The 22,530-nt window shown below is 69.8% G+C and carries 23 protein-coding genes; 19 read left to right on the forward strand and 4 right to left on the reverse strand.

Translation table 11 applies throughout. The features are described 5' to 3' along the window. Positions 1 to 20: 20 nt before the first annotated feature. Positions 21 to 719, forward strand: coding sequence for a response regulator transcription factor (locus ABZS40_RS16290; protein WP_181539555.1), 699 nt, complete (start codon positions 21 to 23; stop codon positions 717 to 719). A gap of 16 nt (positions 720 to 735) precedes the next feature. Here ABZS40_RS16290 and metK read toward each other — a convergent pair whose 3' ends face one another. Then, positions 736 to 1,923 carry a methionine adenosyltransferase gene (gene metK, locus ABZS40_RS16295; RefSeq protein ID WP_238682059.1) on the reverse strand — a complete coding sequence of 396 codons (1,188 nt, stop codon included), beginning with the start codon at positions 1,921 to 1,923 and terminating at the stop codon, positions 736 to 738. A gap of 232 nt (positions 1,924 to 2,155) precedes the next feature. On the opposite strand from metK, the gene ABZS40_RS16300 reads away from it, so the two are divergent. The 18 genes from ABZS40_RS16300 (at position 2,156) to ABZS40_RS16385 (ending at position 19,673) form a co-directional block, all read left to right on the forward strand. After that, on the forward strand, positions 2,156 to 2,944 hold the full coding sequence (locus tag ABZS40_RS16300) for an AfsR/SARP family transcriptional regulator (protein WP_354944056.1): 789 nt from the start codon (positions 2,156 to 2,158) through the stop codon (positions 2,942 to 2,944). An 81-nt stretch (positions 2,945 to 3,025) separates the two neighbouring features. Beyond that, positions 3,026 to 4,288 (forward strand): beta-ketoacyl-[acyl-carrier-protein] synthase family protein, encoded by a 1,263-nt coding sequence (locus ABZS40_RS16305; RefSeq protein ID WP_124861448.1) that lies wholly within the window; start codon positions 3,026 to 3,028, stop codon positions 4,286 to 4,288. Further along, the gene (locus ABZS40_RS16310; protein ID WP_354944057.1) at positions 4,285 to 5,505 is read left to right on the forward strand and encodes a ketosynthase chain-length factor; all 1,221 of its coding nucleotides are present in this window, start codon (positions 4,285 to 4,287) and stop codon (positions 5,503 to 5,505) included. Before ABZS40_RS16305 ends, ABZS40_RS16310 begins: the two co-directional genes overlap by 4 nt. Beyond that, positions 5,502 to 6,560 (forward strand): methyltransferase, encoded by a 1,059-nt coding sequence (locus tag ABZS40_RS16315; RefSeq protein ID WP_354944058.1) that lies wholly within the window; start codon positions 5,502 to 5,504, stop codon positions 6,558 to 6,560. Before ABZS40_RS16310 ends, ABZS40_RS16315 begins: the two co-directional genes overlap by 4 nt. A 15-nt stretch (positions 6,561 to 6,575) precedes the next feature. Then, a complete protein-coding gene (locus tag ABZS40_RS16320) occupies positions 6,576 to 6,902 on the forward strand; it encodes an antibiotic biosynthesis monooxygenase family protein (protein WP_210781784.1) in 327 nt (108 codons plus the stop codon). Next, positions 6,895 to 8,517 carry an FAD-dependent oxidoreductase gene (locus tag ABZS40_RS16325; protein ID WP_354944059.1) on the forward strand — a complete coding sequence of 541 codons (1,623 nt, stop codon included), beginning with the start codon at positions 6,895 to 6,897 and terminating at the stop codon, positions 8,515 to 8,517. The genes ABZS40_RS16320 and ABZS40_RS16325 overlap by 8 nt, the downstream gene beginning before the upstream one ends. A 4-nt stretch (positions 8,518 to 8,521) precedes the next feature. Beyond that, positions 8,522 to 8,863, forward strand: a complete 342-nt coding sequence (locus ABZS40_RS16330) for a TcmI family type II polyketide cyclase (protein WP_354944060.1) — start codon at positions 8,522 to 8,524, stop codon at positions 8,861 to 8,863. After that, positions 8,860 to 9,867, forward strand: a complete 1,008-nt coding sequence (locus ABZS40_RS16335; protein WP_354944061.1) for a methyltransferase — start codon at positions 8,860 to 8,862, stop codon at positions 9,865 to 9,867. The genes ABZS40_RS16330 and ABZS40_RS16335 overlap by 4 nt, the downstream gene beginning before the upstream one ends. A 2-nt stretch (positions 9,868 to 9,869) precedes the next feature. Continuing rightward, positions 9,870 to 10,331, forward strand: a complete 462-nt coding sequence (locus tag ABZS40_RS16340) for a cupin domain-containing protein (protein WP_091394919.1) — start codon at positions 9,870 to 9,872, stop codon at positions 10,329 to 10,331. Continuing rightward, on the forward strand, positions 10,328 to 10,585 hold the full coding sequence (locus tag ABZS40_RS16345; RefSeq protein WP_091394916.1) for a phosphopantetheine-binding protein: 258 nt from the start codon (positions 10,328 to 10,330) through the stop codon (positions 10,583 to 10,585). The genes ABZS40_RS16340 and ABZS40_RS16345 overlap by 4 nt, the downstream gene beginning before the upstream one ends. A gap of 4 nt (positions 10,586 to 10,589) precedes the next feature. Further along, positions 10,590 to 11,060, forward strand: coding sequence for an SRPBCC family protein (locus ABZS40_RS16350; RefSeq protein ID WP_238671243.1), 471 nt, complete (start codon positions 10,590 to 10,592; stop codon positions 11,058 to 11,060). Next, positions 11,057 to 12,718, forward strand: a complete 1,662-nt coding sequence (locus ABZS40_RS16355; protein WP_354944062.1) for an acetyl-CoA carboxylase carboxyltransferase subunit alpha — start codon at positions 11,057 to 11,059, stop codon at positions 12,716 to 12,718. The genes ABZS40_RS16350 and ABZS40_RS16355 overlap by 4 nt, the downstream gene beginning before the upstream one ends. Further along, positions 12,705 to 13,142 carry a biotin/lipoyl-containing protein gene (locus tag ABZS40_RS16360; protein WP_354944063.1) on the forward strand — a complete coding sequence of 146 codons (438 nt, stop codon included), beginning with the start codon at positions 12,705 to 12,707 and terminating at the stop codon, positions 13,140 to 13,142. Before ABZS40_RS16355 ends, ABZS40_RS16360 begins: the two co-directional genes overlap by 14 nt. A 4-nt stretch (positions 13,143 to 13,146) precedes the next feature. Next, positions 13,147 to 14,532, forward strand: a complete 1,386-nt coding sequence (locus ABZS40_RS16365) for an acetyl-CoA carboxylase biotin carboxylase subunit (protein ID WP_354944064.1) — start codon at positions 13,147 to 13,149, stop codon at positions 14,530 to 14,532. An 82-nt stretch (positions 14,533 to 14,614) separates the two neighbouring features. Next, positions 14,615 to 16,150, forward strand: coding sequence for a peroxidase family protein (locus ABZS40_RS16370; RefSeq protein WP_354944065.1), 1,536 nt, complete (start codon positions 14,615 to 14,617; stop codon positions 16,148 to 16,150). Between the two features lie 105 nt (positions 16,151 to 16,255). Beyond that, complete coding sequence (ahcY, locus tag ABZS40_RS16375; RefSeq protein ID WP_354944066.1) at positions 16,256 to 17,701, forward strand: adenosylhomocysteinase; 1,446 nt, start codon at positions 16,256 to 16,258, stop codon at positions 17,699 to 17,701. A 14-nt stretch (positions 17,702 to 17,715) separates the two neighbouring features. Then, positions 17,716 to 18,693, forward strand: a complete 978-nt coding sequence (locus ABZS40_RS16380; RefSeq protein ID WP_354944067.1) for a carbohydrate kinase family protein — start codon at positions 17,716 to 17,718, stop codon at positions 18,691 to 18,693. A 56-nt stretch (positions 18,694 to 18,749) separates the two neighbouring features. Then, a complete protein-coding gene (locus tag ABZS40_RS16385) occupies positions 18,750 to 19,673 on the forward strand; it encodes a hypothetical protein (RefSeq protein WP_354944068.1) in 924 nt (307 codons plus the stop codon). Positions 19,674 to 19,696: 23 nt separating this feature from the next. Here ABZS40_RS16385 and ABZS40_RS16390 read toward each other — a convergent pair whose 3' ends face one another. The 3 genes from ABZS40_RS16390 to pgsB are packed head-to-tail and all read right to left on the reverse strand — an operon-like array spanning position 19,697 to position 22,528. Then, positions 19,697 to 20,743 carry an NlpC/P60 family protein gene (locus ABZS40_RS16390; RefSeq protein WP_354944069.1) on the reverse strand — a complete coding sequence of 349 codons (1,047 nt, stop codon included), beginning with the start codon at positions 20,741 to 20,743 and terminating at the stop codon, positions 19,697 to 19,699. A gap of 25 nt (positions 20,744 to 20,768) precedes the next feature. Then, entirely contained in the window at positions 20,769 to 21,254 is a 486-nt protein-coding gene (locus ABZS40_RS16395) for a poly-gamma-glutamate biosynthesis protein PgsC/CapC (protein WP_354944070.1), read from the reverse strand. Then, positions 21,251 to 22,528 carry a poly-gamma-glutamate synthase PgsB gene (pgsB, locus tag ABZS40_RS16400; protein WP_354944071.1) on the reverse strand — a complete coding sequence of 426 codons (1,278 nt, stop codon included), beginning with the start codon at positions 22,526 to 22,528 and terminating at the stop codon, positions 21,251 to 21,253. The genes ABZS40_RS16395 and pgsB overlap by 4 nt, the downstream gene beginning before the upstream one ends. Positions 22,529 to 22,530: the final 2 nt, after the last annotated feature.

Raw genomic sequence — 22,530 nt, forward strand, 5'->3', positions numbered from 1 at the left:
GACGGGGTCTGGGGGTCAGGTTGACGCGGTCCGACGGCGGGTCTCCCGCCGGCGCCACCACCATCCTCATCGTCGACGACCACGCTCTCGTTCGCGAGGGGCTGCGCTGGGTGCTCGAGGTGCACGCCGACCTCGACGTGGTCGACGAGGCCGGCGACTCGGCCACCGCGGTCGCCAAGGCGGCGTCGGAGCGTCCCGACGTGGTGTTGCTCGACGTCGAGATTCCCGGCGACGACCCGGTGGTCACTGTGCGCCGCATCCGTGAGGTGTCGCCCGACAGCGCAGTCGTCATCCTCAGCATGTACGACAGCCCTGACCTGCTGCGCCGACTGATCGCCGCCGGGGTGCGCGCCTACCTGCTCAAGAGCGTGGGTCGTGAGGAACTGGTCGCCGCGATCCGCAAGGCGCGCGACGGCAGCGGCTCGGTGCTGCTCTCGGTCTCCGGTCAGAGCCTGGTGCAGGTGCAGAACGCGGAATCCGCCATTCTGTCCCCCGTCGAGCTGGAGATCCTCCAGCTCGCAGCCGAGGCGATGACCAATGCCCAGATCGCGCGCCGACTCGACCTGACCGAGGCCACTGTGAAGAGTCACCTGCGTCGCATCTTCGCGAAGCTCGGCGCGGTCTCCCGCATCGACGCGGTCAACAAGGCGGTGGCAGCGTCACTGGTGACGCTGCCACACGACCGGTTGGTGCCGCGCCCTCGCCGCCCGCCGTTCTAGCGATCGGCGACGTTCCTCAGCAAGCGGCCTTGAGGTCGGCGGCGCGGTCCGTACGCTCCCAGGTCAGGTCCGGGAGTTCACGACCGAAGTGGCCGTAGGCGGCCGTCTGCTGGTAGATCGGACGCAGGAGGTCCAGGTCGCGGATGATCGCCGCCGGGCGCAGGTCGAAGACCTCACCGATCGCCTTCTCGATCCGATCGAGCGGCACCGTCTCCGTGCCGAACGTCTCCACGAACAGGCTCACCGGGTGGGCCTTGCCGATCGCGTAGGCCACCTGCGCCTCACACCGTTCGGCCAGGCCCGCGGCGACCACGTTCTTCGCCACCCACCGCATCGCGTACGCCGCCGAGCGGTCGACCTTCGACGGGTCCTTCCCCGAGAACGCGCCACCACCGTGCCGGGCGTACCCGCCGTAGGTGTCGACGATGATCTTCCGTCCGGTGAGGCCGGCGTCGCCCATCGGGCCACCGATCTCGAACCGCCCCGTCGGGTTGACCAGCAGCCGGTAACCCTCGGTGTCGAGGTCGAGCGCCTCCAGCTCAGGCGTGATCACGTGGTTCCGGATGTCGGGGGTGAGCAGTTCGTCGAGGGAGATGTGGGCGGCGTGTTGCGTGGAGACCACGACGGTGTCGAGCCGGACCGGGCGTAGACCGTCGTACTCGACGGTGACCTGGGTCTTGCCGTCCGGCCGCAGGTAGGGCACCGTGCCGTCCTTGCGGACGGCGGCCAGCCGCCGGGCCAGTCGATGGGCCAGTGCGATCGGCAGCGGCATCAGCTCCGGCGTCTCCGAGCAGGCGAAGCCGAACATCATGCCCTGGTCACCGGCGCCCTGGGCGTCGAGCCCGCCGCCGGACGAACCGTCGCGCAGCTCGATCGCCGTGTCGACGCCCTGCGCGATGTCGGGCGACTGGGCGCCGATCGAGATGCTGACGCCGCAGGAGGCGCCGTCGAAGCCCTTCTTCGACGAGTCGTACCCGATGCCCAGGACGGTTTCCCGCACGATGCGTGGGATGTCGGCGTAGGCCTGCGTGGTGACCTCGCCGGCGACGTGGACCTGGCCGGTGGTGATCAGGCTTTCGACGGCGACCCGGCTGTGCGGGTCCTGCGCCAGTAACGCGTCGAGGATCCCGTCGCTGATCTGATCGGCGATCTTGTCGGGATGACCTTCGGTGACCGACTCGGAGGTGAAGAGGCGGCGCGACATGTGTGACTCCTAACCCGAGGGGGCGTGGGGGCCCGGCGAGTCTTCCCGCCTCCGGTGGAGGTTGCGTGGAGGAAGCATCGAGCGATCGAAGGGGTATCCGCCGTACAACTTTCGACACGCATCGATCCTCGGAAGAACCCGCGATGTCGCTACCTGCGGTCGTTCCGACACGCCCCGCTCATCCATAGCTTGAGAGCGTCTCGACGAGTGCTATGGGGAATGGGGGACCACTGTGGTCAGGTACGAGATCCTCGGGTCGCTGGAAGTGATCCACGAGGGCCGGATCTGCACGCCGACGCCGCCGAAGGTGCGGACCGTGTTGGCGCTGCTGGTGATGCGGGCAAATCGGGTCGTTCTGGTCGACTCGATCATCCGGGAGCTGTGGGGTGACGACCCGGCGCGCAGCGCCGTCACCACAGTCCAGACCTACATCTACCACCTGCGCAAGCTCTTCGCGAAAGAGGGCATAGAGACCCCGGACCGGACCGTGCTGGAGAGCCGTGCGCGCGGCTACCTGCTCAAGGTGGAGCCGGGCCAGCTCGACGCCGAGGTGTTCGAGACGATGCTCGACCAGGGCCGCTCGCACATCGAGTCGGACCGGCCCGAGGAGGGCGCCGAGGTGCTGCGGCGGGCGCTGGCCATGTGGACGGGGCCGGTGGGCGCCAACGTGACGTTCGGGCCGGCGTTGGAGGCGCACGCGATCCACCTCCAGGAGCAGTGGATCCGGGCGTTGGAGTTGCGCATCCAGGCCGACATCACCCTCGGCCGCCACCGCGAGCTGATCGGCGAGCTGCGCTATCTCGTGGGCACGTACCCGCTCAACGAGTGGTTCCACCGTCAGCTCATCGTGGCGCTCAGCCGCTCCGGGCGCCGTGGTGAGGCGTTGCAGGCGTACCACCACCTGCGCCGGGTGCTCAGTGAGGAGTTGGGCCTGGACCCTTCGCCTGACCTCCAGCGGCTCCAGCGGGAGGTGTTGGCCGCCGGCGGGCCACTGCGCCCGGGGCTCGCCAGGGCCTCGTGACAGGCCCTCGACCGACGCTCCAGCGCCGTTCGACCGGCCGTCCCTAGCTTTCACACGGACATCGCGGCCAGGAGGTCTTCCATGACGAGCACATCCGACCGTCGGGTGGTCATCACCGGGATTGGCGTCATCGCCCCCGGTGGACTGGGCACCAAGGCGTTCTGGGAACTGTTGACCGCTGGCCGCACGGCCACCCGTACCCTGTCGTTCTTCGACGCCACCCCCTTCCGGTCGCGGGTGGCCGCGGAGGCCGACTTCGACCCGGTCGCCGAGGGCCTGTCGCCGCAGGAGGTCCGCCGGATGGACCGGGCGGCCCAGATGGCAGTGGTCTGCACGCGGGAGGCGCTGGCCGACAGCGGTTTCGAGGTCGTCGACCCGACCCGGGTCGGCGTCAGCGTCGGCACGGCGGTCGGGGCCACGATGAGCCTCGAAGAGGAGTACGTCGTGGTGAGCGACGGCGGCCGGAAGTGGCTGACCGACCACAGGTACGCCACCCCGCACCTCTACGACTATCTGGTGCCGAGCTCGTTCGCCCGCGAGGTGGCGTGGTCGGTCGGGGCGGAAGGTCCGGCGACGGTGGTCTCCACCGGCTGCACGTCGGGCCTCGACTCGGTCGGCCACGCCCGGGAGCTGATCCGGGAGGGCTCGGCCGACGTGATGATCGCCGGCGCGACCGACGCCCCGATCTCGCCGATCACGGTGGCCTGCTTCGACGCGATCAAGGCGACCACGGCCCGCAACGACGACCCGACGCACGCGTCGCGGCCGTTCGACAACAGTCGCGACGGGTTCGTCCTCGGCGAGGGTTCGGCGATGTTCGTCCTCGAAGAGCTCGAGCACGCCCGCCGGCGAGGAGCGCAGATCTACGCCGAGCTGGTCGGGTTCGCCTCGCGTTCCAACGCGTTCCACATGACCGGTCTACGGCCCGACGGGCGGGAGATGGCCGAGGCGATCCGGGTCGCGCTCGCCGATGCCCGGCTGCCCGGCGATGCCGTCGACTACATCAACGCGCACGGCTCGGGTACGAAGCAGAACGACCGACACGAGACGGCGGCGTTCAAGCGGAGCCTCGGCGACCACGCGTACCGCACCCCGGTCAGCTCGATCAAGTCGATGATCGGCCACTCGCTCGGCGCCATCGGCTCGATCGAGATCGCGGCGTCGGCCCTGGCGATCAAGCACGGGGCGGTGCCGCCGACGGCAAACCTGCACGAACGCGACCCGGAGTGCGACCTCGACTACGTGCCGCTCACCGCCCGCGAGCAGCAGACCGACGTGGTGTTGAGCGTGGGCAGCGGTTTCGGCGGTTTCCAGAGCGCGATGCTCCTGGCGCGTGTGGCATGACCACTGTCGTCACCGGGGTCGGGGTGGCCGCCCCCAACGGGTTGGGCCGCGACGCCTTCTGGGCGGCCACCGTCGCCGGGGTGGGCGGCATCGGGCCGATCAGCCGTTTCGACCCCTCGGGATACCCCGCCCAGTTGGCCGGCGAGGTTCCCGGATACGAGGCGGCCGATCACATTCCGAGCCGGTTGATGGCGCAGACCGACCACATGACCCGGCTGTCGTTGACGGCCGCGCAGTGGGCGCTGGCCGATGCGTCGGTCGACCCGTCGGCGCTGCCCGAGTTCGGCATGGGTGTCGTCACGGCCAGCGCGTCGGGCGGCTTCGAGTTCGGCCATCGTGAGCTGGAGAAGCTCTGGAGCAAGGGCTCCGAGCACGTCAGCGCCTACCAGTCGTTCGCCTGGTTCTACGCTGTCAACACCGGCCAGATCTCCATCCGCCACGGGATGCGTGGGCCGACCGGCGTGCTCGTCACCGAGCAGGCGGGCGGGCTCGACGCGGTGGCGCAGGCCCGACGCCAGGTGCGCAAGGGCGTGCAGCTGGTCATGACCGGCGGCGTCGACGCTTCGCTCTGCCCGTGGGGCTGGACCGCCCAGCTCGCCAACGGCCTCCTCAGTACGGGGCGCGATCCGGCCACGGCGTTCCTGCCGTTCGACGCCAACGCGTCGGGTTACGTGCCGGGCGAGGGCGGGGCGATCCTCGTGTTGGAGGACGAACATGCCGCTGCCCGGCGCGGGGCCGCCGTCTACGGGGTGATCGCCGGATACGGCGCGACGTTCGACCCCCGGCCCGGCTCCGGCCGCCCGCCGGGTCTGCGTCGGGCCGCCGAGATGGCAGTGTCCGACGCCGGTCTCACGCCGGCCGACATCGACGTCGTCTTCGCCGACGGGGCCGGTGTCGCGGAGCTCGACCGTGTCGAGGCCGAGGCGATCACAGCGGTCTTCGGCCCACGCGGGGTGCCGGTGACAGCGCCCAAGACGATGACCGGCCGGCTCTACTCGGGCGGGGCGGCGCTCGACCTCGTCTCCGCGCTGCTGTCGATCCGGCACTGTGTCATCCCGCCCACCACCAACATCCGCCAGCCGGCCGAGGGCCTGCACCTCGACCTGGTGCGCGACGCCGCGCGGGAGACACCCGTACGCGCGGCGCTCGTCCTCGCCAGGGGCTACGGCGGGTTCAACGCGGCCATGGTCGTGACCGACGAAAGGAATGGACGATGACCGACGCCAGCCTCGCCGCCGTCGCGAACTTCGACGAGCAGCAGGCACTTGACCTGCGTGAACGGCAGATCGCGGTACTGGGAAGCGCCAAACAGATCGCCCACGTGATCTACGTGGTCACCGAGCTCGGCGTCGCCGACCTGCTCGTCGACGGACCGGTGCCGGTCGCCCAACTGGCGGCGGCGACCGAGTCGCACGAGGACGCGCTGCGCCGGATCCTCCGTGCGGCCTCGGCGGTCGGCATATTCGACGAGCAGGAGGACGGGTCGTTCGCGCTGACGCCGCTCGGCGAGGGGCTGACGTCGGCGCGGATCGGCGGGCTGCGACCGATGGTGCAGTTCAGCGGCGCCGACTTCAACCGCCTCCCGTACGCGGAGATCCTGCACAGTGTCCGCACCGGCGAGCCGGCCTTCAACAAGGTCTTCGGCATGGGCTTCTACGACTACCTCCAGGCCCACCCGGAGGCCAACCGGTTCTTCGAGGGCTTCATGGCCCACTGGAGCCGGCGGCTCGCCGACCGGTTCGCGGCGGAGTTGGCGCCCGAGCGGTTCGGCCGGATCGCCGACATCGGCGGCAGCAACGGCTACTTCCTGGCCAAGATGCTCCAGCGCCACCCCGAGGGCACCGGTGTCCTCTTCGACCTGCCCGAGGTCGTGGCCGACGCCGAACCGCTGCTCAAGGAGCACGGTGTCACCGAGCGGGTCGAGGTGCGGGGCGGCGACTTCTTCACCGACGACCTGCCGGCCGGCGCCGACGCGTACATCCTGAAGTCGATCGTGCACAACTGGCCGGACGACACCTGCGTCACGCTGCTGCGTCGGATCCGCGCGGCGATCGGCGACGCCGACTCCCGCCTCATCGCGATCGACCAGATCGTGCCGCCGCGCAACCAGTGGGACCACGCCAAGATCATCGACATCGACATGCTGGTGCTCTTCGGCGGCAAGGAGCGCGACCTCCGCGAATGGCAGGCGCTGTTCACCGCGTCCGGTTTCGAGCTGGTCAACACCCCCGCGTCCCGCGGCTGGGCCCTGCTCGAAGCGCGTCCGATCTAGGAAAGGAAGCCCGCAATGGCACACATCGGCATCGACCAGCCGGTCGTGACGATGGTCAACGTCTTCACCGTCGAGCCGGCCAACCAGCAGAAGCTCGTCGACATCCTGATCGAGGCGACCGACGCGGTGATGTCCAAGGTCGACGGGTTCGTGTCGGCGAACATCCACGCCAGCCTCGACGGAACCCGGGTCGTCAACTACGCGCAGTGGAAGAGCGAAGAGCACTTCACAGCGATGCTCCAGAACCCCGAGGTCCACCCCCACTTCGGCGAGGTACGCGCGATCGCCACGCCGGAACGCCACCTCTACAAAGTCGTCTACACGGAGGACGCTCATGTCTGACGGAAGCACCGACGTCCTGATCGTCGGCGGCGGCCCGGTCGGCCTGTCGACCGCGCTCTTCCTGGCCCGCAAGGGGATCCGGCCCATCCTGGTCGAACGTCGGCCCCGACTGTCGACGATCCCCCGCGCGACCGGTCTGCACGCCCGCACTGTGGAGATCTTCCGCACCGTCGGCCTGGAGCCGGCCGTGCAGCAGGCCGGCATGAAGATCGTCGGGCCGGGCGCCGAACTCGACCTCGTCCGCGCCGGCCGCGCCACGCCACTGGTCATGCTCGGCGCCCAGTCGCTGGCCGACCTCCACAAGTCCTTCGTCATGGAGGCGCACGACGTCGACTACGACACGTTCACGCCGAGCTGGCCGATCTGGTGCGGCCAGGACCACTACGAGCCGCTGCTCCACGACGCCGCCGTCGAAGCGGGCGCGGAGATCCGCTTCCAGAACGAGCTGGTCGGGCTGACCCAGGATGAGGACGGGGTGACCGCGACCGTCTCCGACAACGGCACGACACGCACGATCCGGGCGCGCTACGTCGTCGCTGCCGACGGCGTGAAGAGCCCCGTCCGGAACATGCTCCAGATCGGAGACCGCAGCAACGGTGTCGCCGGGAACTTCGTCAGCATCATCTTCCGCGCCAAGGTCGACCTGCCCGACACCGCGCCACGGTTCACGCTGATCTACCTGATGAACCAACTGGCCCAAGGCCTGCTGCTCTTCATCGAGCCGGGGCGGTGGATGTTCGGCGTCAACTACTACCCCGAGCGGGGGCAGTCGCCTGCCGACTTCACACCGGAACGCTGCGTCGAGCTGGCCCGGATCGCGGCCGGCGACCCCGAGCTGGAGGTCGAGGTCGAGTCGGCCCAGCCCTGGGACGCGCGGCACATGGTCGCCGACGCGTACCAGGCAGGGCGGGTCTTCCTCGCCGGTGACGCCTGCCACGCCCACCCGCCGGCCGGCGGCTTCGGCGTCAACGCCGGCATCCAGGACGCGCACAACCTGGCGTGGAAGCTCGCCGACGTGCTTCAGGGTCGGGCCGACGAGAGCCTGCTCGACTCCTACGAAGCCGAGCGTCGTCCGGTCGGCGCGGCGACCGCCGACCAGGCGTGGATGCTCTTCCGCACCAGGGGTCAGCTCGCCGACGAGGACAAGGCCGCCTATCGGGACTTCGTCATCGTGACGATGGGCTACCGGTACACCTCGAACGCGATCGTCGGCGCGCCCGCCGACACCGAGCTGCTGCCCCGCGAGCTGACCTTCACCGGTCAACCCGGATCGCGTGCCCCGCACGCCTGGGTCGACCAGAACGGCGCTCGGCTCTCCACGATCGACGTGCTGACCGAGGGCTGGACGTTGGCCACAGCTCCCGGCGACGACGCATGGCTCGCGGCGGCCGAGGCGGTCTCGGCGGAGACCGGGCTTCCGATCACGGCGCTGACCGCCGGCCCCGACGGTGACCTCGCCGACGACGGGTCGTGGCTGGCGAGCTGTGGAGTCGGCCCCGGCGGGGCGCTGCTGGTGCGCCCCGACGGCATCGTCGCCTTCCGCAGCGCCGGCCCGGTCGACGACCGGGCGAAGACCCTCGCCGCCGCCCTGGCCACGATCCTGCGGGGAGCGTGAGCACATGTCCTACCGCGCCCTCATGGTCATGCGGATGGCCCCCGGTCACGCCGACGCTGTCGCCGAGCTCTTCGCCGAGCACGACAAGGGCGACATGCCCTACGTCGTCGGCATCTCGCGGCGCACGCTCTTCCAGTACCAGGACCTCTACATGCACCTGCTCGAGGCCGACACCGACGTCTTCGACAAGCTCCTCGCGGCCCGAGCCCGCGCGGACTTTCAGGAGGTCAACCGCCGCCTCGCGGCCTACCTGCAGCGCTACGCGCCGGACAGCATGACCGAGTTGCAGGACTCGTTGGCCACGCCCTTCTACACCTGGAGCCCCGAGACAGGGAGCATCACGTGACGCTGACCCGCCGCGACATCAACGACATGATGCAGGCATACAAGAAGACGAGCCTGCTGCGTACCGGCGTCGAGCTGGGCGTGTTCGACGCGCTCGCCGCGGGCCCGGCCACGGCCAGCGGGCTCGCCCCGAAGCTCGGCATCCACCCGCGGGGCGCGCGGATCCTGCTCGACGCGCTCACCGCGATCCGTCTCACCGACCGGACCGGCGAGCACTTCTCGCTCACCCCGGCGGCCGCCGACCACCTGGTCAGCACCCGCCCCGACTACCTGGGCGGAATGGTCAAGGTGATGTCGAGCGACTGGGAGTGGGACGCACTGCGCGACCTCAGCGCCGCCGTCCGGGCCGGCGGCACCGTCCTCGACGTGCACGCCGAGACCCCGGAGTACACCTACTGGGAGGACTTCGCCGCGTACGCGACGAAGGTCGCCCAGCCGACCGCCGAGGTGATGGCCGAGGCGCTCGCGCCATGGACGAAGGAGCGCGCCGAGCTCGACGTCCTCGACGTCGCCTGCGGGCACGGCGTCTACGGCTACACGCTCGCGCAGCACAACCCGCAGGCGGCGGTGACCTCGCTGGACTGGCCCAACGTGCTCGCCGTGACGGAGAAGCACGCCGAGCGGCTCGGCGTACGCGACCGTGCGTCGTTCCTGCCGGGTGACATGTTCACCACCGACCTCGGCGGCCCCTACGACGTCGTGCTGCTCACCAACGTCACCCACCACTTCTCCGAGGAGCGGGTGCGTGAGCTGGTGACCCGGCTCGGTTCCGTGGTCAAGCCGGGTGGGCGCCTGGTCATCGTCGGTTTCACCACGGGTGACGAGTCGCCGGCACTGGACCCGGCACCGTACCTCTTCTCGGTGCTGATGTTGGTCTGGACCTTCGAGGGGGAGTCGCACTCCGTCGCCGCCTACGACCGGGCCCTCGCCGCGGCGGGCTTCGGCCCGGCCACCGTCCACCCGACGGACCTGCCGTTCCGAGTGCTCGTCGCAGAGAAGGGCTGACAATGCATCGGCAACCGATCGTGAAGGTCGCCGCCACCGACGTGCCCGGCATCAACCGGATCGGCGGCGAGGTGCGGATCCTGCTCAGCCCGAAGACCGTCGACGCGACGGAGGGCTTCATGGGCACTGTCCGCCTGGAGCCGGGCGAGTTCCTGGCGGAGCAGTACAACCCGTACTCGGACAAGTTCTGCTATCTGGTGCGCGGCGAGGTCGTGATCCGGGTCGACGGCGCGGAGGTCAAGCTCGCGGCCGACGAAGCTCTCATGGTCCGTCGCGGCCAGCGGCACCGCATCGTCAACGCCGGTGGCGAGACCGCGCTGATCGTGTTCCAGATCAGTCCGCTCGCGCCGCGCCCCGAGCTGGGCCACGTCGACACCGAGGAGGTCCCGCACCCCGAGTCGCCAGTGCCGCAGGTCGGTGGCGTGCGCGACGGGTGGCAGCGGCCGACGGGAGGAAACTCATGAGCCAGCTGACCCTCGACGACCTGCGTCGGATCCTGGAGACCAGTTCCGGTGTGGTCGAGCAGACCGACTGGGCCGATCCGGCGACGCTCGACGCGCCGTTCGATGACCTCGGCTACGACTCGCTCGCGCTGTTGGAGCTGGCGGCGCGGGTGCAGCAGGAGTACGAGGTGCGCATCCCCGACGACGCCGTGTCGATCATGAAGACGCCGCGGCTCGCCGTCGACTACGTCAACCAACGACTCGCGGATCGGTGACCCCATGGCCGGACACACGGACAACGCGGTAGTCATCAACGCACCGTTCGACCTCGTCTGGGACCTGACCAACGACATCCCGAACTGGCCCTCCCTGTTCAGCGAGTACGCCAGCACCGAGGTCCTCTCGACGTCCGCCGACGGGGCCGTCGTCTTCCGCCTGACCATGCACCCCGACCCCGCCGGCCGGGTCTGGAGCTGGGTCTCCGAGCGGGTGCCCGACCGAGGCGACCGTGTGGTGCGGGCACGGCGGCTGGAGACCGGCGCCTTCAAGTACATGAACCTGTTCTGGGAATACACCGAGATCCCGGACGGCGGCGTGCGGATGCGGTGGGTACAGGACTTCGAGATGCGGCCGGGCGGGCACGCCGACGACGAGGGCATGACCGCCCACCTCAACCGGACCACACGTGAGCAGCAGGCACGTATCCGGGAGATCGTTGAGAAGGCCGCGGCCGAACGCGGGCAGTCATGACCGCCACCGTCAACACGCCCGTCGGCAAGAGCTGGCTGGTCTGCCCGGGCTGCCGGGCGTTGCTCTACCAGCGCCGGGTCGAGCGCAACCTGGGGGTCTGCCCGGAGTGCGACCACCACGACCAGGTCACCGCACACCAGCGGATCGAGCAGCTCTTTGATCTCGACTCGGTCGAGGAGCTGCCACCGGTCGGCGCCTCCGGCGATCCGCTGGGGTTCGTCGACACGAAGCCCTATCCGCAACGGATCGAGGCCGCCCGCCGGCGTACCGGGCTCGACGAGGCGGTCGTCTGCGTCCGGGGCACTGTCGAGGGGCAGCCGTTGATCGCGGCGGTCATGGACTTCCGGTTCCTCGGCGGCAGCCTCGGCACGGGCGTCGGCGAGCGGATCACGCGGGCGGCCGAGTTGGCGCTCGAGACCCGTACGCCGCTGCTGATCGTCAGCGCCTCCGGCGGCGCCCGGATGCAGGAGGGCGTGCTGTCGCTCATGCAGATGGCCAAGACGAGTGCGGCGCTCGGGGCCCTCGACGAGGCCGGGGTGTTGACGATCTCGCTGGTCAGCGACCCGACCTACGGTGGCGTCGCGGCATCGTTCGCGACGCTCTGCGACGTCATCCTCGCTGAGCCGGGGGCCCGCCTCGGCTTCGCCGGGCCGAGGGTCATCCAGCAGACGCTGCGTCAGCCGCTGCCGGCCGGCTTCCAGACCGCCGAGTACCTCTTCGCCCGCGGCATGCTCGACGACCTGGTGCCCCGGTCGAACCTGCGGCCGACCATCGGCCGGCTGCTGGCCTTCGCAGGGGCCGACAGGTCCGCGCCGGATCCTTACCCGGTACGGGTGACCGCGGCACCCGAGCCGGCGGACCCGTGGGCGGTCGTGGCGCTGTCCCGCGATCTCGGTAGACCCTCCACACTCGACTACATCGGCCACTTCGTGGACGGTTTCGTGGAGCTGCACGGCGATCGGCTGGCGAGCGACTGCCCGGCGATCGTCGGCGGCGTCGGCCTGATCGACGGGCGGCCCACAGTGGTGATCGGCCACCAGAAGGGCCACACGGTCGCCGAGGTGGCCAGCCGCAACTTCGGCATGGCGACACCGGCCGGCTACCGCAAGGCGGCCCGGCTGATGCGCCTGGCCGAGAAGCTCGGCACGCCGATCGTGACGCTCATTGACACGCCCGGCGCGTACCACGGCATCTCGGCGGAGGAGAACGGGCAGGCCCTCGCCATCGCCGACGGCATCCGGCTGATGGCCGGTCTCACGGTCCCGGTCGTCGCGATCGTGACCGGCGAGGGTGGCAGCGGAGGCGCGCTCGCCCTCGGAGTCGGCAACCGGGTGCTGATGCTCGCCAACGCGACGTACTCGGTGATCAGCCCGGAAGGCTGCGCCGCGATCCTCTGGAACGACTCCGGGCGGGCCGACGAGGCCGCCGCGCAGCTCAAGCTCCAGGCCAGCGACCTGCTGGCGCTCGGCATCGTCGACGGGGTGGTCCCCGAACCGCCCGGCGGGGCACCGGCCGATCCCGGAGCGACCGCGTCGGCCGTACACCGGGCGGTCGTCGACGCGATCGCGGAGTTGGCCGGTCTCACCCGCGAGGAGGTGCGGGCCCAGCGCCGGGCCCGCTTCCGACAGATCGGAGGTTTGACGAATGCCGGAGGGTAACGCCGACCCGCTGGATGCCGCGGTCCGCAGTCTCGCGCGGCTGATCGGGTCGACGCCAGGTCCGGTTCGCCGTGCCCGGCTGCAACACGGCGACCTGGTGGTCGAGGTGGAGTGGCCGGACGGCGCTTCCGTGGTGGCGATGGTCCCGGCGGCCCCGCCGGTGGAGGCCGACGCCGGTCTGCACTACGTGTGCGCGCCGATGGTCGCCACGCTCTATCTCGCGCCGTCGCCCGGCGCTGACCCGTTCGTCCGGGAGGGCGACCAGGTCGTGCCCGGCCAGCAGGTCGCGATCCTCGAAGCGATGAAGATGATGATCCCGGTCGAAGCCGACCACGCGGGCGAGGTCGTGAAGGTGCTGGTGCCCAACGCGACCCCGGTCGAGTACGGCGAACGGCTGATCGCCTTAGCTGTGTCGGAGGGCTGACCCAGTGTTCGAGTCGGTGCTGATCGCCAACCGGGGCGAGATCGCGGTCCGGATCGCCCGGACCTGCCGGGAGATGGGGCTGCGTACCGTGGCGGTCTACTCGACAGTCGACCGCGACTCGGCGGTGGTGCGGCTGGCCGACGAGGCCGTCCAGATCGGGCCGGGTCCGAGTCGGCGCAGCTACCTGAGCGCCCCGGCCATCATCGAGGCGGCCCGCCGCACCGGGGCCGACGCGATCCATCCGGGCTACGGATTCCTCTCCGAGGACCCGGACTTCGCCGAGATCTGCGAGGCCGACGGGATCACGTTCATCGGGCCGCCGCCCGCCGTGATGGCCGCGCTGGGCGACAAGGCCCGGACGCGGGGCATCATGGCGGGCCTCGGCCTGCCCGTGCTCCCCGGCACTACCGACGCCGTCGAGTCGGCGGCCGACGCCCGCGCGGTCGCCGAGGAGATCGGCTTCCCGCTGATCATCAAAGCGGTCGCCGGTGGCGGCGGCCGAGGCGTACGGGTGGTCCGCGACCCGGCCTCGTTCCTGGGCGAGTTCGCCTCCGCGCGGGCCGAGGCGCAGCTGCTCTTCGGCGACAACCGGGTCTACATCGAGCGCTATCTCGAGTCGGCCCGCCACGTCGAGGTGCAGGTGCTCACCGACCGCTACGGCAACGGCATCCACCTCGGCGAGCGCGACTGTTCGGTGCAGCGGCGTCACCAGAAGCTGATCGAGGAGTCGCCCGCGCCCGGGTTGCCGCAGCACATGGTCGACCGGATGACCGCCGCTGCGGTCACCGGCGCGCTCGGTGTCGGCTACGTGGGCGCGGGCACCTTCGAGTTCCTGGTCGGCGGTGGGGACGACTTCCACCTCATGGAGGTCAACTGCCGGCTCCAGGTCGAACACCCGGTCTCCGAGCTGGTGACCGGCGTCGACCTGGTGCGGCAACAGATCCTCGTCGCCGCCGGCGAACGGCTCGCGCTGACCCAGGCCGATGTGACGCCGCGCGGCACCGCGATCGAGTGTCGCCTCAACGTCGAGGACCCGGCGCGTGGCTTCGTACCGACGCCGGGTGAGCTGACCCGCTTCGACCTGCCCGCCGGCCCGTTCGTCCGCGTCGACACCCACGGGTACGCCGGCTACCGGGTGCCGGCCGACTACGACTCCCTCCTCGCGAAGGTGGTCGTCTGGGCACCCGACCGCACCCAGGCCCTGGCCCGGATGGCCCGCGCCCTCGACGAGTGCGCCGTGGAAGGGCCAGGTGTGGCCACCACCCGTGACTTCCTCCGATCGACGCTCGACCACCCGCTGTTCCGGGGCGCGAAACACGACACCTCGCTGGTCGACACCATGCTCACCGGCCTCCAGCGGGACACCAGCGAAGCTCCAGGGCGCCACTAACCGAAGGGTTCACACTGCTGCCGGTTCGCGGGTTTGCGGCCCGTGCGTCCACGCGGGCGCCCGCGGACGGAAGGTGGCCGACATGGCAATTGACAACGCTTCTCGAGGTGTCAGCCGACGGCGATTACTGGCCGGAGTCGGCGTGGGGGCGCTCGTGGCCGGCACCGGGGGAGTCCTGCTCGACGCGACGCCCGCGGCGGCCGCGTTCTCCAACCGGTTCGGTCGGATGTTCCCGTCGCTGCCGGCGTTCGGGTCCGCGACGACCCAGATGCGGAACGCGCTGATCGACCTGTCGCGCGTCGGCGGCCCGATGGACGCACGCGACCCGCTCAGCGTCGGCGCGGAGGCGCTCGCCGACCAGCAGCAGCACAGCATCAACAACCCCGACAACTTCTCGATCCCGCAGGGCATGACGTACTTCGGGCAGTTCATCGACCACGACCTGGCCTTCGAGACGACGGCGCCGCTGGGCACGCCGGTCGACCCGACCACTGTGCCGAACCCCCGGACGCCGGCCCTCGACCTCGACTCGCTCTACGGCGGCGGGCCGGCCGCAAACCCGGAGCTGTACAACTCGGCCGACCCCGCCAAACTCAAAATCGAGTCCGGTGGGCGTTTCGAGGACCTGCCGCGCAACTCCAGCGGCAGGGCGATCGTCTTCGACGTCCGCAACGACGAGAACCTGCCGATCGCGCAGATCACAGCCGCGTTCATCCTCTTCCACAACCGGGTGGTCGACCTGGTGCGCGCACAGGGCACACCGGCGGCACAGGTCTTCGGCGCCGCCCGGCAACTCGTCACCTGGCACTACCAGTGGATCGTGCTCAACGAGTTCCTTCCGCTGATCGCCGGGCCGGGCACTGTCTTCACAGTGCTCAACGGCGGCCGCCGCTTCTACAAGCCGGAGCCGAATGCGACGTTCATCCCGGTCGAGTTCACCGCGGCGGCGTTCCGCTTCGGCCACAGCCAGCCCCGACCGGCCTACCTGGTCAACCGCACCGGCAACGGTGGCGACGAGTTCTACGCCATGCTCTTCGACTCGGCGCTGAGCGGCGCCGACCCGGCCGACCTGCGTGGCGGAAAGCGGGCCGCCCGTCGCTACCTCGACTACCAGTTCTGGTTCCAGTTCTTCGACGGTCAGGTGCGCTGGAGCAAGTGGATCGACGTCCGCAACTCGACGCCGCTGTTCGGCTTCCCGCTGCCACCGCCGCCGTCCGGCTCGCCGTCGGCAAACCTGCTCGGACGCGACCTGCTCCGTCAGCTCACCTTCGGCATCCCGTCGGGCCAGCGGATCGCCTCCCACATCGGGGCGCCCGCACTCGGCAGCTTCAACTTCCCGGAGCTCAGCGGGTACGGCCTCGGCCTGGACTCCAACACCCCGCTCTTCTACTACATCCTCAAGGAGGCACAGCTCCAGGCCGGCGGCGGCTCGTTGGGCGCGGTAGGTGGGCGAATCGTGGCAGAGGTGCTCATCGGCATCGCCCAGCTCGACCCGGCGAGCTACCTGAAGGTGCAGCCCAACTGGCGTCCGACCCTGCCCGCCCGCTTCTCGGGCCAGTTCACGATGGCCGACCTTCTGACGTACGCCCGGGTCGACCCGGCCAGCCGCAACTCCTGACGGCGCCTGCTCCGCACCCGGGCCCGGGTGGCCCGGCGTGCGGAGCAGGGGCTCGGTTGAACGGGCCTCCAACGGTCCTCGACGCGGGTGGGGGAGGGTGCGGGCATGACTGGCGACTTCAGCGATTTCAAGGTGGCGGATCTGTCGTTGGCGGCCTTCGGGCGTAAGGAGATCGAGCTGGCCGAGCATGAGATGCCGGGTCTGATGTCGATCCGGAGGGAGAACGCCTCGCGGCAGCCGTTGAAGGGTGCGCGGATAACCGGCTCGCTGCACATGACCATCCAGACGGCCGTGTTGATCGAGACGTTGGTGGCGCTCGGCGCGCAGGTCCGGTGGGCGTCCTGCAACATCTTCTCCACGCAGGACCACGCGGCGGCGGCGGTCGCGGTCGGCCCGACCGGCACGCCGGACGCACCGGCGGGTGTCCCGGTCTACGCCTGGAAGGGCGAGTCCCTCGACGAGTACTGGTGGTGCACCCAGCAGGTGCTGCTCTGGCCGGACGGGCAGGGCCCGAACATGATCCTCGACGATGGTGGTGACGCCACGCTGCTGGTGCACAAGGGCGCCGAGTTCGAGGCGATCGGCGCGGTGCCGTCGCCGGAGAGCGCGGACTCCGAGGAGTACGAGGTCATCCTCGGTGTGTTGACGCGGTCGCTGCGGGAGGACAACCGTCGCTGGACGCGGGTCGCCGCCGGGATCAAGGGGGTGACCGAGGAGACCACGACCGGCGTGCACCGCCTGTACGAGATGCAGCAGGCCGGGAACCTGCTGTTCCCGGCGATCAATGTGAACGACTCGGTTACCAAGAGCAAGTTCGACAACAAGTACGGCTGCCGGCACTCGCTGATCGACGGGATCAACCGGGCCACCGACGTGCTGATCGGCGGGAAGGTCGCCGTCGTGTTCGGCTACGGCGACGTGGGAAAGGGCTGCGCCGAGAGTCTGCGCGGTCAGGGTGCGCGGGTCATCGTGACCGAGGTGGACCCGATCTGTGCCCTCCAGGCGGCGATGGACGGCTACCAGGTCGCGACCATCGATGACGTTGTCGAGACCGCCGACATCTTCGTGACCGCGACGGGCTGCTTCAGCGTGATCACCAACGAGCACATGGCGCGGATGAAGCACCAGGCGATCGTGGGCAACATCGGCCACTTCGACAACGAGATCGACATGGCCGGTCTCGCGAAACGCGGAGACGTCGAGCGGATCACCGTGAAGCCGCAGGTGGATGAGTGGCGGTTCGCGGACGGCCACTCGATCATCGTGCTGTCCGAGGGGCGGCTGCTGAACCTGGGCAACGCCACGGGGCACCCGAGCTTCGTGATGTCGAACAGCTTCGCCAACCAGACCATCGCGCAGATCGAGCTGTTCACCAGCACCGACCAGTACCCGATCGGTGTCCACACCCTCCCCAAGCACCTGGACGAGAGGGTGGCCCGACTCCACCTCGCCGCGCTGGGTGTCCGCCTCACCGAACTGACCAAGGAGCAGGCCAACTACCTTGGCGTCCCGGTTGAAGGGCCCTACAAGCCCGACCACTACCGCTACTGAGAGGGCTCGTCCGCATGATCGCCGTATCCGGCTCGATCGCGACCGACCATCTGATGCGCTTCCCGGGGCGGTTCGCCGAGCAACTCGTCGCCGGCAGCCTCGACACCGTCTCGCTCTCCTTCCTCGTCGACGACCTCGTCGTCCGACGCGGCGGGGTCGCGGCCAACATCGCCTTCGGGCTCGCCCAGCTCGGGCACCGGCCGGTGCTGCTCGGCGCGGTCGGCGGCGACTTCGGCGACTACCGCAGCTGGCTGGAGGGGCACGGGGTCGACTGCTCGGAGGTGCAGGTCAGCTCCGTCGCACACACCGCCCGGTTCATCTGCACCACCGACACCGACCTCTGCCAGATCGCGTCGTTCTATCCCGGTGCGATGGGCGAGCCCGACCGGATCAGCCTCGACGGTGTCGCCGCCCGGGCCGGTGGGCTCGGGCTCGTCATCCTCGCCGCGGAGAACCCGGACACGATGCTCGCCCGCGCCGCCGCCTGCCGCCGACTGGGCCTGCCCTTCGCCGCCGACCCGTCGCAGCAGCTGGCCCGGATGCCGTCGGCCGACATCGAGGCGATGATCAACGGAGCTCGCTACCTGTTGACGAACGAGTACGAGGCGGCGCTGCTGGAGTCGAAGACCGGGCTGAGCGAGGACGACATCCTGCGCCGCGTGGGCGTGCGGGTCGTGACCCTGGGCGCCAACGGGGTACGGATCACCGGGCAGGACGGCGACTTCCTGGTACCGGCGGCGCAGGTGGGCGCCATCGTCGACCCGACCGGTGTCGGCGACGGCTTCCGGGCCGGCTTCTTCGCCGCGCTCGCCGTCGACCTGCCCATCGAGCGGGCGGCGCAGGTGGGCTGCGTCCTGGCCACGCACGTGCTGGAGGTCGAGGGCCCGCAGGAATACACGATCGACGCCGACGCTTTCGAGCGCCGCATCGCTGAGTCGTACGGCAGCCATGTCGCGGTCGATGTGCGTGCGCTGGGGCTGGCCCGGGTCTGAGCGGGCCAGCGGGCCGAGACGACAGGCGCCCGGGAGTGATCGGATAGCCTGCACGGGTGCGTACACCGCTTCCGGCCGTGGGTTCAACTCGCCGCGGACTGATCGCCGCGGCGACGCTGGCACTGCTCGTCTCGGGGGCGTGCGCCGACGCCAAGCCGACGTCTGAGCAGCAGCGGGGCCCCGATCCCGAGGTGCTGATCGATGAGCTGACCGCCGGCCTCTCCCGGGACAATCCCTACCGTGATCCGGACACGGAGGAACGGGCGGCGGCCCGGCGGGCAGCGCGGTTGCTGGTCACCGAGCCGAATGCCGGCGCCGACCTGGATCAGCTCTTCGGTGACCTCGGCTTCCGGGCTCACCATGGGAAGGACCCGGTCACCGGCCGGCCGTTCGACCTCTACCTCGCCGCGGGGTCCGACGAGCGTTCCTGGGGTGCCGTGCTGGTGGACCGGAGCGCGACCCCGCGCACCGTGATCGAGGTACCGCACCCCGGCTTCGACATCAACACGGAGAAGCTGGGGCTGGTGTTGTACCGCAAGGCGCCGGCCAGCGTGTTGCTGGTCGCTGGGGCCCACCGGCAGGCCGCCGACGGCGACGCGGACGTTGCCCACAACGACAGGTCACTGTTCCACACCCTGGCGGCCGAGTTCGCCAACAACGGGCTCGATCAGATCCAGCTGCACGGCTTCGCCGACCGGAACCTGCCCACGTCCGACGCGGTGGTGTCGACCGGTTCGGCTCCGGTGACCTCGGTGGCCCGCCGGATCGCGGACGGCCTCTCCGGGGCCGGGCTGAACACCTGCCGGGCGTGGGTGAAGAAGTGCGGCCAACTTGAGGGCAAAACCAACGAGCAGGGCCGAACCGCGGCCGCACTGGAAGCCGTCTTCATCCACCTGGAGCTGAGCTGGTCGGTCCGGCGGGACGCCGAGGCCCGCAGCCGCGTCGCGACGGTGCTCGCGGAGCAGCTCACCGTGGCCTGACCCGATACAGGTTGCTGTCAAGGTCAGATCCGGCGAGCCGTCCGCCAGCGCAAGGCCCAGTAACCGGTGCCGTCCAGGATGGACTCGCCACCCAGGTCGCCCATGGTCGGGCCGTTGGCGGTGGTGCGGCTGGAGATGAACCGGTGGTGTCCCCGGTCGTCCACGCCGAGGTACATGCCGGAATGCTCGATGTTCGCGCCCTGCACCGGCCCGGCGTTGAAGAACAGAAGGTCACCGGGGAGCAGCCGATCCAACTCTCGGGCCCGCTTGCCGGTGTTCGGCATGAGCAGGGCCCCTGGTCCCACCGAGGCCATCGCGGTCGCCCGCCGTGGCAGGCCGGGGCCGGCGTTGTTGGTGCCGAGCAGCGGAAAACCCATCCGGTAGCCGTAGACCATGCGCAGGAAGCCCGAGCAGTCCAGGCTGCGGATGTGAGACGCCGCCGGCTTCTCCTTCTTGTCGGGGAACTCCCACGACACCCCGAGGTAGTCGTAGAAGTCGGAGTTCTCCGCGCGACCGTCCGGGTCGATGTCCGAGAGTGGCCCGAAGGCAGCGTCGCCGGAGTACTGCCGGCCCTTCGCATCCTTCTTCGGCACGGCGACGTAGGTGTACTCCCGGGCAACCGCCAGCACGTCCGGGGAGCGGTCCGTGCGAGCCTTGGGGAACCAGTCGGTGAACCACTTCTCCTTCTCGGCACCCGCCCGCCACTGCCGGGGGGCGAGTCGTACCCAGAAGTCGGCGGGCACCTTCGCCTTGGTGAACCGTGCCTCGGCGAACGTCCGCTGAGGGCCGCTGATGTGCACCGTGCGGGCGCCGTCGGTCATGATCGCGACGGTCCTGCCCTTGGCGTCGATCATCTGCGTCCGGTCCGGCGCGGTCAGCCGCCGGTAGCTGTAGCCGGAGCCGGTGGTTACGGCGGCCTGCGCGGCCTGCGCGCCGAGGCTCAGCTCGATCGGATCCGCAGCGCTGTGCCGGACGACGACGTAGGCGAAGGTGCTGCCACCACTCAGCAACGCGAAGGCGGCGACGGTCATCAGCATGGCGCGGCTGCGGGAGTAAGTCCGGTAGTTCATGCCTGTCCCTCGTCGGTGTGTGGCCTCAGGTGACCGGCACGAAGCCGGCCACGACGCCGCTGAACGCCACGCCGTAGGTGATGACGGTAACCATGACGGTGGCCAGCACGGTTGCCTTCGGCGGCTGCCGTACGAGCTGGTAGGCGATCAGCCCCGGCGCCACGAATCCCAGTGTCTGGTGCGCGAAGAGCAGCGGCAGGTCGCGTTGAACGATCACGAACAGCGTCATCTGGAGGAGGACGCTGAGCAGGACGATAGCGGCGAAGAGGCGCTTGCCGTAGAGGATCACGATGCGCTGCATCAGCCGGGTGAGGGCGTACGTGACGACAGTCATCACCACGATCACCGCGGCTTGGAGTGGGTCCTCGATCAGAGCGAGCGCGATCCAGCCCGGCGTGATCATCCCGCCGGGCGAGAGGTTTGTGGTCAGATAGCAGAGCAGCGCGAAGACCAGGCCGATGCCGAGGCAGGCGGTGGCGAGCTGGGCGCTGAGTTCTCCTCCGAATGTCACCGGTAGGTCCTTCCGAGAAACACGGTCTCGCCGTCGACGTTGGAACTGCGCGCGGTTGGCGGACGGAGCATCGACTCGGCGCTGGTGTGATCCTGCGGTTCCCAGCTCGGCAGGGCGGCCAGCTCGTGCAGCAGCACCTCGCCCTGCCCGTGGATGTTCCCGACGGCGACGATGGACGCATCCTCCGCGGTGACTGCCATGACCTCGCTGACCAGCCGCTCCGACGGAAGCTTGCCGCCCAGGTCGACCACCCGGCTCTGCAGCTCGGCGGGCACGTTGACCCGGGCGCTGCGGGTCATCTCACCGATCAGCACGATGCGTTGCGGTTGTACCCGGCCGGCGAGCGTACCCATCTGGCCGTTTCGCTCCACCCGGTCCGGTCGACAGTTGATCACCATGGTCAATGGCTGACTGATCAGCCGTTGCTTCTCAAGTTGCTCGATGTTCATGTACGTCGACTCCGGGTCGTTGGCGGCGAAGATGTTGGCGAACCGGACCCGCTTGTTGCCGTACAGAACCCGGGCCACGGAGAGCACTCCCGGGTCGGGTGGTGCCGACCACATGCCGGTGAGCGCGCTGTGCCGGTCGACGCCGAGCTGCTCGGCAACGGCGAGCGCGATCGCCACGTTCTCCTTGAAGGTGATCCAGCCGAAGCCCGACATCTCCTGGTCGGTCACCGACTCGGGGTCGACCGCGATCAGTTTGCAGTTCCGTTTGGCTGCCTCCTTCTCCAGGATCGCCAGCCGGTCCCTCTCCGCAGTGATGCAGAGGCCGCCCTCGGGCATCGACCGGCTCAGCGACCGGGCCACGTCGTCGAGAGTCGGCCCCATCTCCGCGAGGTGGTCCTCGCGAACGTTGCAGAGCACCCCGATGGTGGACCGGATGAGCTTGCTCTGGTTGATCTCCTGCAGCGCCGGCATGACCGCCATACACTCGATGACCAGCGCATCCGGGTGGTAGACGGCGGCCCGCCGGACGATGCCGATCTGCTCGACCACATTGGCGATGCCGAACTTGCGGTGTACCGGCTCCTCGCTGGCATCCGGAAAGATGAACCGCGCAGCGGTGCCGGTGGTCTTGGCCACCACGACCTTGCCGCCGCCGCGCAGCGCTCCCGCGCAGAGTCGTGTGATCGAACTCTTGCCTCGGATCCCGTTGACCAGCACGCGGTGCGGGATGGTGTTGAGGTTGCGGTTGTGGTTCCGCTGCTCGATCACGCCGGCCACCAGGAGCGCAAGGCAGCAGAGGCTGTAGACGGTGTACAGGTAGAACATGG

The organism is Micromonospora sp. NPDC005324 (genome assembly GCF_040607155.1).
Lineage (GTDB): Bacteria > Actinomycetota > Actinomycetes > Mycobacteriales > Micromonosporaceae > Micromonospora > Micromonospora trifolii.